This window comes from Shewanella sp. K8, from assembly GCF_028823715.1.
Lineage (GTDB): Bacteria > Pseudomonadota > Gammaproteobacteria > Enterobacterales > Shewanellaceae > Shewanella > Shewanella algae.
Genome location: NZ_JAPEHY010000001.1, coordinates 62,558 through 74,012, shown reverse-complemented (window position 1 = coordinate 74,012; position 11,455 = coordinate 62,558). Strand labels below are relative to the sequence as shown.

The following is an 11,455-nucleotide window of genomic DNA, read 5'->3' as shown; positions in this document are numbered from 1 at the left end:
ACCCAAGGGTATCGGCCGGGTAAAAACCGGGGTGGCGCTTATTTCGCCTTGGGACGAAACGGCTTAATCACTGTCTCATCGCATTCGAGGAAGGGGCCTTCCATCAAATCGATACAGTAAGGAATCGCAGGGAATACCGCATCCAGGCACTCACGAATCGACTTGGGCTTACCCGGTAAGTTGACTATCAGGGTGTCGTCTCTCAACCCGGCGGTTTGCCGTGACAGAATCGCTGTCGGAACAAACTTGAGCGACTCGGCGCGCATCAGCTCGCCAAAGCCAGGCATCATACGGTCGCACACGGCTTCGGTCGCCTCGGGCGTAACATCGCGCTTGGCCGGCCCAGTGCCCCCTGTGGTCACCACCAGACAACAGCCGTCTTCATCGGCCATCCGCTTGAGGGTGGCTTCAATCACCTCCCTCTCGTCCGGGATCACTTCATAAACACTTTCCCACTCACTGGTGAGATAAGCATTGAGAGTCTCTATGATCGCCTTACCGGAAATGTCTTCATAGACTCCGGCACTGGCACGGTCACTAACGGTTACTATCCCGATTTTGGCTTTGGCCATGCTGTTCCCCTTGGCAAAAATGCTTGTGTTGCAGTGGCGCCTAACATACCACAATTAGGCTTTCCTGCCCTCATCAGCGGGAGCATTTTGTCGTCTCGGGGGCGGGAGTCTCAAGTGGCTTGGTTCTCAAGCGGTGCCAGGCGCTCAACGCCAACAGATACAGGGTCGCCACCACAAACGCCAGCACAGTTCCCCAGGCAATGCCGAGCAGCGGATAGAGCCAGCTCACCGCCATCACATAACACATGAGCGACCCCAGGCCTCTGGGATAATGCTTGATAATGGTTTGCGCCTGCGGCGCACCATAGGCCAGATGAATGATTAACAAAAACGGATAAAGCGTAATGGGGAAAGCGGCCAGAATACCGGCCTGAGCCGGCGTCAGCAGTTTGGCCGCCGCCGTGACCAACAGCACTATCATGGCGGCCGCCGCAGCCCTAAGCAGCAATACCAGCGGGCTGAGTCGAACGGGCTTGGCCACAGTGGCGTCCGGTATTTTGGCAAGCACCAAGCCCACAAGCACTATCGCCAGCAGCAGCGCCAGGCTTCCGCCGAGGAGATTAAGATTCAACAGACTCAGAAGATAGCCACTGAGGCCAAAGGCCAGCAATCCCAGCCCTGACCCCAGCAGTGCCACCAAAGGCAGTGGCCGCTCGCCACCGAGACGAATACCCAGGGCATAACCACAAATCAGCAGCAACGAAGCGATAAAACCGGACAAGGCGGCGGTGGCACTGGCCGCGGCAAAGGGCTCACCCAATTCAATGCCGATAAAAAACAGCGCGATAGCCGTACCCAGTGGATAGCCGGACAAAATACCAGCCACTCTGGGGCTGACCCGCTCAGCCACCAGCGACAGGCCCACCACGGCTATGATGGCGGTAGCTATTTTGGCGAGTAACAGGCTATCCATCTCCCTTCTCCCGACACTAGAGCAGACGCCTGGCCTGCCAATATTTTTGCTTCCAGTAGCTGTTATCCAGCGATGAGATCATCACCCCCTGACTGGTAGAAGCGTGCATAAACTCATTGTTGCCTATGTAGATCCCCACATGGCGGCTACTCCAGCCAGTCTTGAAGAACAGGAGATCGCCGACCTTGAGCTGACTTTTCTTGACCGCAAACCCCAGCTTGCGCTGTTCATCCACGGTGCGCGGCAGCATGATGTCGCTCAAACGCCGGTAAGTCAGGCTGACAAAGCCCGAACAGTCGACACCTCGCTTGCTCATGCCCCCCAAACGATAGGGAACCCCATGCCATTCTCGCTGCATCGTCAGCAGCCGCTGCTGTGACAGGGGCGCTTGCTCAGAGCGCTTGGCTTCGGACTCTGTGCCGTCTTGGGGCTTAGCCACTGTAGCCGGAGCGGAAACAGGATCGGGACGACCGGAACAGCCACTCAGGGCGCCCAACAACAGGAATGTCGCCAATATCTGCCACAGCTGCATGCTCGTTCCAACTCAGATGCCATTGAAGAACCCCTAATGTGCAATAAGCCGCTGCTATTTGCAAAAATCGGGTAAATGCCCGAGTCTAACTGAAGCGGGTTATCGCAAAGGAGGCTATATGGGTGACAGGCAAATACCGCCGTTTTACGCCGGCTCGAGGGAATATTCCAGTAAGGATGGCCGACAACAGATCCAGAAGCTGGAACCGCGTTTCGATGATGTCGGCGGCATTCCGGTTGCCAGGGCCATTCCCCAGAAAGCCAGGCGCCTGATAGGTCCTTGGTGCTTTCTCGACCATATTGGCCCGGCATCTTCAGGCCCCTTGATGGATGTAGGCCCCCATCCGCACATAGGTTTGCAAACCTTCACCTGGATGCTGGCCGGCGAAATATTGCACCGCGACAGCTTGGGAAGTCAGCAACTTATCCGCCCTGGACAAGTCAACCTGATGACCGCCGGCCACGGCATTGCCCATACCGAAGAAGCGCAGCCGGGGCATGCTGAGTTACATGCGGCCCAGCTCTGGATTGCCCTTCCCGAAGCCCACAAAGATACCCAGCCCAGATTCGATCACTATGCCGACTTGCCTCGTTGGACCGAATCCGGGGTCGACTTCACCCTGCTGATAGGGCAGTGGTTACAGCGCAAGTCTCCGGCAGTACATTTCTCTCCCATCATAGGTTTGGATCTCTTGAGCCATGATTCCGCCTTATTGAATCTGCCTTTGGATCCCAATTTCGAGTATGGCCTGATGCCGCTCGAAGGCTGCATGCAAGTTGATGGAGAGCCCTTTGCCCAAGACACTTTGGCCTATCTTGGATTGAATCGCACCGAGGTTAGTCTGGAATTGGCGCCCGAAAGTCGGGTTTTGCTGCTTGGCGGTGCGCCGCTGGGAGAAGCCATCACCATCTGGTGGAATTTTGTTGGTCACAGCAAGGCTGAAATTGCCGCGGCTCAAGCGCAATGGCTGGCTGAAGATCCCCGCTTCGCAGCCGTGCCCGGCTACCGGGGTAAACGCCTGTTACCCCCGGCGATCCCCTGGTAATCAATCTTTTGGCTCAAGGATGGGCACACTATGATGCTTGAATTCACACCTCAGTCCCAATTGTCGGCCTCAATGGCCACGGCCGCAGACACAGCTTTTATCCAAAAAGTCTTCAACTCCTGCCGCAGTTATTTTCTGCATCTGGGCCTACCCGAGGAGATGGCTCAGGTGCTGTTGTTACAACAGTTTCAGCTGCAACAAGCCTGGTTCCAGAATCACTATCCCAATGCCATTACCCAAATACTCCGGGTGCAAGAGCAAGCGGCAGGAATACTCACCCTAAACACGGGTACTGAAGCACTGCATATTCTGGATATGGCTTTGTTACCTGAGTATCGGGGACAAGGCCTGGGCAGCGAATTGCTGAACGCCATTCAATCTCTGGCCCAGCTAAAACAACTGGCGGTATCCCTGATGGTCGCCAGGGACAATCCGCAAGCGAAAAAACTGTACTTGAACAAAGGCTTTGTTACCCAGGATGTTACCGAGACTCACGAATTGATGCGCTGGCACTGTCACTAAGTACCAGCTGCTGGCCTGCAAAGATACACCTTACCTCCCTCCGCAATTCTCTGCCAACCACCCAATCAAAGTTAAAATCCAGTAACCAACTTGTTATTTCCAGACTTGTGTACCAGTGTTTATGGAGACCTGTCACTGCCTCGCAGCGACACCTCTAGGTAAATGGACATCATCAAGAGGGCTTGCTCAAGCCAAGCCTTCATTTTCAAGGAGTGAATATCATGGCAGACAACTTTATCGGCGAAATTCGTATGGTGGGCTTCAACTATGCTCCGCCAGGTTGGGCACTGTGCGCCGGACAGACAATAAGCATTGCCAGTAATACGGCTTTATTCTCTTTATTAGGCACTATGTATGGCGGTGATGGAGTAAGCACCTTTAAGCTGCCGGATCTTCGCGGCCGGGTACCCGTCAGCTTTGGCCAGAGTCCAGGCACCAGTTTATACAACCAAGGGCAGATGCTTGGAGTCGAGGATACCAATCTGACAACAGCCCAGTTGCCCGCCCATAGCCACGCCATTGACTCAATCAATGCCAGTGTCAGCCCACTGGCATCCACCGGCAGCGGCACCACTGATGAGCCAGGCCCCGATACAGTACCGGCCAAGATTGCCAGCGGTCTCAATGCGCTGGAAGCATACAGCACCACGGCGGACACCAGTATGAAACCGTCACCAGTCAGCTTGGATGGCAACACAAACACAACAGGCAACAGTGACACTGTCGACTTGCGCCAGCCGTTAACCGTGGTGAACTTCATCATTGCCTTACAAGGCATTTACCCTCCCAGAACATAAAGCATCACAATCAACGGCAGTTGGAAGTGTGCTTTCCTGCTGCCGTTGAATTGCTCAAGCTAACACCGGACTATTCAGGGCTGCCAAAACCATGAACTCTTTAATACGGATATTAAGCCTGGTGACATTGTTGCTGTTGCCATTTGTACAAGCAAAGAGTGTCACAGAACCAGGGACAAAGGCTGAGCTCATCTTGGTCGATGCCACAATCTCTCAATATCAAACCTTGCTGGAACAGGCATCTACCACGGCCCTCACCTCTAGACCCATTACCGAACTGACCGAACTCAACGCCTTGATAGCCCAAGACAAGAAGTACTCGGGTTTACACTTGATCACTCACGGTCAAAGCGGCGAAATACTGTTGGCAGGCCACAAGTTGGCGCCGCGGGAACTGGCCACCCAGTTGGATCAACTGCTACTACCGGGTGCCCCCCTCTATCTCTACGCCTGTAACTTGGCCCAAGACGCAAAGGGTAAAGCCTTTGTCGATAATCTGGCCTCGATTTTAGCCCGGCCCGTATTGGCCTCAACCAACGCCACAGGCAACAAGCGTCTTGGCGGTGATTGGCAACTCGAATACTCCACATCCTCGGCCATTGCAGCCAGGACATTGTTTTCCGGTGACGTAGGAGGATTTAATACGCTATTGTCCAACACAGCTTACGAATTCTCCGACGGTGATGCGGTTACCCTCACCAATGCCGCCTCTGCACTCGCCAATGACAGCACCTTTACCCTGGAAATGTGGGCCAATTTTTCCAGCACCTCAGGCATCATCAATCTGATGGATATTACCGGCTCACTCGATGCCGGTGGTTTTATCATATATAACAATACAATGACGGTTGATCTGAGCGGCGACTTCAGCTCTTTGACCCAAAGTAATCCAATCACTATTTCAACCAATGTCTGGTATCACTTTGCTTTTGTCTTCAACAACGGCCAGTGGGATTTTTATCTGGATGGCCAAGCCACAGGTATTGGTGTTGCCGACATGGGTGGCAACAACACAGTGCCGGATTATCAAGCGGCAAACGTCAACAACCTGGTCGCCGGTCTTCAAAATCATGGTTCGGTAAACAACTTTACCGGCAAAATAGATGACATCCGCCTTTGGAGCACGGCGCGGACTCAAACCGAAATTCAAAATAACCGCCAGCTCGAGCTGGCGGGCAATGAAACCGGCTTGATTGGCTACTGGAAACTCAACGAAACCAGCGGCACAGTTGTCAATGACAGCCAAACCAATGGTTCCATACTCCAGGGAAGCAGCAGTGGTGTTACATTGGGTGTCACTGGAGCCTTCAGCGGTAATCAAAGCCCAACAGATATCTCGCTTTCCAACAACTCCGTCAGCCAAAGCGGCAGCAGCAATGCTGTGGTGGGCACCCTGACAACCACGGATGCCGATGTTGGTGACAGTTTCAGTTATGCCTTGATTGCCGGTAGTGGTGACACCAACAATAGCAGCTTCAATCTCAGTGGTGATTCCCTCAGGGCCAACAATGCCTCCACCTTGGTTGGCGGTAGTTATAGCATCCGGGTGCAGACGACAGATTCAGGCAATGCCACATTTGAAAAAGCCTTTAGCATCACAGTGGTGGATGACCTTGCTCCGGAAGTGACCGGAATTACTATCGATGGCTCACCCGCAGATACCGCAACCAGCATCAGTTACACAGTTAGTTTCAATGAATTGGCCAATAATATCTCGACCGACGACTTTAACCTGACCAACACGGGCTCTGCCGCAGGTAATATTGCGTCGGTATCCGCCAGCTCAGGCACCAGCGTTACTGTAACTATCAACAATATCAGCGGTAACGGTTCGCTGCGCCTGGATCTGAAAGCAGCAACCAACATCAGCGATGCTCAGGCCAACAGTGGGCCGGCAGCCTACACCTCTGGCGATGTTCATACTGTTGCCGTCCCTACTGTTCCCGGCGCTCCCATCATAGGCACGGCATCTGCCTTGGATGGCCAAGCCGTGGTCAACTTCTCGGCGCCGGCAAGTGATGGTGGTTCTGCTATTACCTCATACCAAGTGACTTCATCTCCAGGCGGGATCACCGCCAGTGGCGCCAACTCGCCGATAGGGGTTGCAGGCCTGACCAACGGCACGAGTTATACCTTTACTGTGCAGGCCATCAATGCCGTGGGCACAAGCTCGCCATCCGCGCCATCCAACTCGGTAGTTCCAAAGGCAAACCAGACCATCAGCTTCAACAACCCGGGGGCGCAGGACTTTGGTACCACACCAACCCTTACGGCCACCGCCAGCTCAGGGCTGACGCCTGTGTTCAGCTCCAGTACCACTGGGGTCTGTACCATCACGGCCTCCGGCACCTTAACCTTTGTCACCACGGGTAATTGCAGTATTGATGCCGACCAAGCCGGAGACGGCAGCTACAATGCGGCGCCCACAGTGACCCAGAGCTTTACGGTCAATGCCGTGGTGCCCGGAGCGCCCACGTCCGTCAACGCCGTTGCCTCTGATGCCAGCGCCACAGTCAGTTTCAGTGCCCCGGCAAGTACCGGCGGCGCGGCGATCAGCGGCTATACCGTCACCTCAAGCCCGGGTGGCATTACCGCCAGCGGCGCCGGTTCGCCACTGACAGTTAGCGGCCTGAGCAACGGCACCGACTATAGCTTTACTGTCAGCGCCAACAACACAGCGGGTACGGGCCCGGCCTCAAGCCCCTCCAATACTGTGACCCCCAAGGCAAACCAGACCATCAGCTTCAACAACCCGGGGGCGCAGGACTTTGGCACCACGCCAACCCTTGCTGCCACCGCCAGCTCAGGGCTGACGCCTGTGTTCAGCTCCAGTACCACTGGGGTCTGTACCATCACGGCCTCCGGCACCTTAACCTTTGTCACCACGGGTAATTGCAGTATCGATGCCGATCAGCCCGGAGACAGCAGCTACAATGCGGCGCCCACAGTGACCCAGGGCTTTACGGTCAATGCCGTGGTGCCCGGGGCGCCCACGTCCGTCAACGCCGTTGCCTCTGATGCCAGCGCCACAGTCAGTTTCAGTGCCCCGGCAAGTACCGGCGGCGCGGCGATCAGCGGCTATACCGTCACCTCAAGCCCGGGTGGCCTTACCGCCAGCGGCGCCGGATCGCCACTGACAGTTAGCGGCCTGAGCAATGGCACCGACTATAGCTTTATTGTCAGCGCCAGCAACACAGCGGGTACGGGCCCGGCTTCAAGCCCCTCCAATACTGTGACCCCTAAGGCAAGCCAGAGCATTAGCTTCAGCAACCCGGGGGCGCAGAGTTTTGGTACCGCACCAACCCTTACGGCCACAGCCAGTTCAGGGCTGGCGCCAGTGTTCAGCTCCAACAGCACTGGAGTCTGTACCATCACAACTACCGGCACTCTCAGCTTTGTCAGTGCGGGCAGTTGCAGCATTAACGCCGACCAAGCCGGGGACAGCGGCTACAATGCGGCGCCCACAGTGACCCAGAGCTTTACAGTTAATGCTGTGGTGCCCGGCGCGCCGATGTCTGTCAGCGCTGTCGCGGCCGATGCCAGCGCCACGGTCAGCTTCAGCGCCCCGGCAAGTACCGGCGGTGTGGCGATAAGCAGCTATACCGTCACCTCAAGCCCGGGTGGTTTCACCGCCAGCGGCACCGGATCGCCGCTGACAGTTAGCGGCCTGAGCAACGGCACCGGCTACAGTTTTACCGTCAGCGCCAGCAACATCGCAGGCACAGGCCCGGCCTCAAGCCCCTCCAATACTGTAACCCCGGAGCCGGATAACAAGGCCCCCAGTATTTCAGGTACTCCAGCCGGCAGCGTAGATCAGGATAGCTATTACAGCTTTATCCCCACGGCCACAGATCCGGATCAAGATCCTCTGACGTTCAGCATCAGCAACAAACCGGCCTGGGCCAGTTTCAACACGGCAAGCGGCGAGCTTAGCGGTACTCCACTGCGAGAACATGTAGGCGTTAGTGACAACATCATTATCCGAGTCTCGGATGGTGCGCTCAGTACAGATTTGGCGCCCTTTAGTGTGGAAGTAAAGGCTGTCAATCAAGCGCCACAGGCCAACCACGACCGGATAGCCCAGGCCTTCAGCCAGGAAAATAGTTATTTACTCGATGTACTGGCCAACGACAGTGACCCAGATGACGATCCACTGACGATTGTGGATATCAGCACCAGTCTGGGCACTGCTACTGTACTGGGAGATAAGCTGCAACTGACAGTGCCGGAAAACTTCAATGGTCAGGTGCGACTCAGCTACAGCATCACGGACGGAGAGTTTTATGACAGTGCCAAGGTGAGCTTCAACATAGAAGGCAGTAATCCAGAAGCCCCTGTCATCAATATTCCGGCCGATGTCACAGCCAACGCCACAGGTCTGTTTACCCGGGTAAACTTGGGTCGGGTCGGCGCCATCGACAGCGATGACAACCCCATTCCGGTATCCTTGTTGAACGGCTTCCCGTTTTTTGCTCCCGGCCAACATTTGGCTTACTGGAAAACCACAGATGGTAAGGGGGTAAGTGCCACAGCGTCGCAGTTGGTTACCGTATACCCCAGGATTAACCTGGGAGCCTCAAAAACTGTCGCCAACTTCACTCAAGTGCAGGTGCCGGTTTTACTCAACGGCTCGGCCCCCGAGTATCCGATGGAAATCCGCTACAGTGTCAGCGGCGATGCGATTGCAGGTCAAGACCATGACCTTGCAAGCGGAAGCCTGCTCTTGAGTCAGGGAATGTCCACCAGCCTGGAGTTCAATGTTTTTGCCGACTTGACCGCCGGGCAACAAAAATCGCTGACAATCACCCTGGACGACGGCCAAAACCCCGGGCACAACGCCGCTACTGAAATACGCATCAGTAACAATAATCTGGCGCCCAACCTCAGCTTGAGCGCCAGTCAACAGGGTGAAATTCGCTCCAGTGTCAGCAGCTCGGATGGCTTAGTGACGGTAACGGCAGAAGTCGCTGACCCCAACCCGGCAGACAATATCAGCCTCAGTTGGTCCAGCGAGCCTGCGATGACAAACCTCTCGACCTCTGCAAACGAGTTCACCTTTGACCCCGCAACGCTGGCTCCAGGGATTGTGACTCTGACATTGAACGCCATGGACGATGGTTCCCCCCAGCTGGGAAGCAGCAAGAGTCTCAAGCTATTGCTGCTGGCACAGCTACCGGCTCTTGGGGAAACAGACGCCAACAACAACCGTTTACCGGATAGTGCCGAAGGCTATGGCGATCCGGACGGCAACGGTATTCCGGCCTATCTGCAGGGCGATCACCCCTGTAATGTGATCCCCGAACAGCTCAGCCGCCCCAATAGCTACCTGGCCGAGGCGCAACCCGGCATCTGCTCCCGTAAGGGACTGCTAAGTCTACAGCGGCTGGATAACGGTATTGAGCTGGAAGATGGCTCAATGTTGCCAGATGACAGTGAAGGAAAAATTGTCGGAGGTTTATTCGACTTCGAACTCGAGGGCAGTGACTATGGCGGCAGTGTCAGCATAGTGATCCCGCAAGTTCAGGCGATACCGGCACAAGCTCAATACCGTAAATACGTCGCTTCCGGCTGGCAGGAGTTTGTAACAGATGCCAACAACCAGATATTTAGCAGCGCGGGAGAACCCGGATATTGTCCACCAATGGGTGATGCCAGCTGGCAAAGTGGCCTCACTGAAGGTCATTGGTGTGTGCAACTGCTTATTCAGGATGGTGGCCCCAACGACGGTGACGGCCAAGCCAATGGCACCATAGTCGACCCTGGCGGCGTTGCCGTGAAGCTGTCAGCCAACCAAGCCCCCATAGCCCAGGCTGACAGCTTTAGTTTGCCATGGAATCAGCAACATCTGCTGGACGTACTGGCCAACGATAATGATGCCGATAACGACAGCCTCTATCTGGTCCAGGCCAGTGTCTCTATCGGTGAGATCAGTGTCAGTGACGACAAGCTCAGCCTGATGTACACGCCGCCGGAAGACTTTATCGGCAACGCACAGCTGAGTTATACCGTCAGCGACGGCATGGGCGGTACGGCAATGAGCCATGCCGAACTGGTTGTCTTTTACAACAGGGCTCCAGTGGTGAATGACAGCAGCGCCGGCACGGATGACAGGACGGCGATAGAGCTGGATGTATTGAGCACTGCCAGTGACCCGGATGGCGACAGCCTGACGCTGGAAAGCGCTGTGGCTCAATCCGGTAGCGTCAGCATCACCACATCACAGACGCTGAGCTATCAACCTAAGACCGGCTTTGCGGGCACAGACATCATCAGCTTCAGTGTCAGTGATGGCAACGGCGCCTCGGCAACCGCTCAGGTAGTGGTGACTGTCACGGCCTATCAAGAGGTTGTGGTGGAAAACCGCTCTTCCGGCGGGGCGGTCGCCCCCTGGGCCTTGGCACTAATGCTGTTAATGGCAGGATTCAGGCGCTTAAGCCTGCGTTTGGCAAGCCTGCCGCTGTTGCTACTACTGGCAATTGGGGTCAGTTTCAATGCCCAGGCGCGCTGGTCTGTGAACCTCAACTTGGGTTACAGCCATGCCCGACTCTCGGAGTCGGATATCAACAAGGCCTTACCGGCAGAGGTCAAACTGACAGAGTTGGACAAAGATGATTTCGCCTGGTCTGTGGCGCTGAACTACCAGGCTAATGATGCCTGGGCGCTGCAGTTTGGCTATCTTGATTTGGGCGAAACCTCACTCATGCTGGCCGGTAGCACACTCGACCCACAGGCCTTGCAGCAATCACTTGCCAACCTTGGGCCGCAACTGGCCTCCGGGGTAACTGCCGGAGCCGAATACCGCTTGTGGCGATATCGCGACTGGTCTTTCAGCCTCAACGGCGGGATATTTATCTGGGAGAGCGACTTCAGCAGCCAGTGGCTACAGCAAGAGTTGCGTTATGACGACTCCGGCGTCGACTTTTACTGGGGCCTGGGTGGCCAATATCAACTCTCCGAACAGTGGGCGATCAGAGCCGATTACCGCCGTTATATGCTGGACAGAAATCAGGTAGACGGTGTCTTTATCGGTCTGGAGTTCTTTTTCTGAGCTTGGATTAGCTTAAGCGATCCGCC

The 11,455-nt window shown here is 55.6% G+C and carries 7 protein-coding genes; 4 read left to right on the top strand and 3 right to left on the bottom strand.

The window, feature by feature from the left end; translation table 11 throughout:
• Positions 1 to 38 precede the first annotated feature (38 nt).
• The 3 genes from mog to ON072_RS00300 all read right to left on the bottom strand — a co-directional run bounded on the left by mog (position 39) and on the right by ON072_RS00300 (position 2,017).
• The gene (gene mog / locus ON072_RS00310; RefSeq protein WP_028780400.1) at positions 39 to 572 is read right to left on the bottom strand and encodes a molybdopterin adenylyltransferase; all 534 of its coding nucleotides are present in this window, start codon (positions 570 to 572) and stop codon (positions 39 to 41) included.
• Positions 573 to 645: 73 nt separating this feature from the next.
• Positions 646 to 1,485 carry a hypothetical protein gene (locus ON072_RS00305; RefSeq protein ID WP_261752879.1) on the bottom strand — a complete coding sequence of 280 codons (840 nt, stop codon included), beginning with the start codon at positions 1,483 to 1,485 and terminating at the stop codon, positions 646 to 648.
• A gap of 16 nt (positions 1,486 to 1,501) precedes the next feature.
• Complete coding sequence (locus tag ON072_RS00300) at positions 1,502 to 2,017, bottom strand: NlpC/P60 family protein (RefSeq protein ID WP_096142196.1); 516 nt, start codon at positions 2,015 to 2,017, stop codon at positions 1,502 to 1,504.
• 118 nt (positions 2,018 to 2,135) lie between these two features.
• Here ON072_RS00300 and ON072_RS00295 point away from each other — a divergent pair, with 118 nt between their 5' ends.
• From ON072_RS00295 to ON072_RS00280, 4 genes are all read left to right on the top strand, one after another.
• Complete coding sequence (locus tag ON072_RS00295) at positions 2,136 to 3,062, top strand: pirin family protein (protein WP_096142197.1); 927 nt, start codon at positions 2,136 to 2,138, stop codon at positions 3,060 to 3,062.
• A gap of 30 nt (positions 3,063 to 3,092) precedes the next feature.
• A complete protein-coding gene (locus ON072_RS00290; protein ID WP_025890131.1) occupies positions 3,093 to 3,584 on the top strand; it encodes a GNAT family N-acetyltransferase in 492 nt (163 codons plus the stop codon).
• A 221-nt stretch (positions 3,585 to 3,805) separates the two neighbouring features.
• Positions 3,806 to 4,381: a phage tail protein gene (locus ON072_RS00285; protein WP_096142198.1), complete on the top strand. Its 576-nt coding sequence runs from the start codon at positions 3,806 to 3,808 to the stop codon at positions 4,379 to 4,381.
• Between the two features lie 91 nt (positions 4,382 to 4,472).
• A complete protein-coding gene (locus tag ON072_RS00280) occupies positions 4,473 to 11,429 on the top strand; it encodes an Ig-like domain-containing protein (protein WP_261752880.1) in 6,957 nt (2,318 codons plus the stop codon).
• The last annotated feature ends 26 nt before the right edge of the window (positions 11,430 to 11,455 follow it).

What these genes read in the sequence shown, in the direction of transcription:
- mog (WP_028780400.1), bottom strand. Translation starts at nt 572, where the DNA reads ATGGCCAAAGCCAAAATCGGGATAGTAACCGTTAGTGACCGTGCCAGT.
- ON072_RS00305 (WP_261752879.1), bottom strand. Translation starts at nt 1,485, where the DNA reads ATGGATAGCCTGTTACTCGCCAAAATAGCTACCGCCATCATAGCCGTG.
- ON072_RS00280 (WP_261752880.1), top strand. Translation starts at nt 4,473, where the DNA reads ATGAACTCTTTAATACGGATATTAAGCCTGGTGACATTGTTGCTGTTG.
- ON072_RS00290 (WP_025890131.1), top strand. Translation starts at nt 3,093, where the DNA reads ATGATGCTTGAATTCACACCTCAGTCCCAATTGTCGGCCTCAATGGCC.
- ON072_RS00295 (WP_096142197.1), top strand. Translation starts at nt 2,136, where the DNA reads ATGGGTGACAGGCAAATACCGCCGTTTTACGCCGGCTCGAGGGAATAT.
- ON072_RS00285 (WP_096142198.1), top strand. Translation starts at nt 3,806, where the DNA reads ATGGCAGACAACTTTATCGGCGAAATTCGTATGGTGGGCTTCAACTAT.
- ON072_RS00300 (WP_096142196.1), bottom strand. Translation starts at nt 2,017, where the DNA reads ATGCAGCTGTGGCAGATATTGGCGACATTCCTGTTGTTGGGCGCCCTG.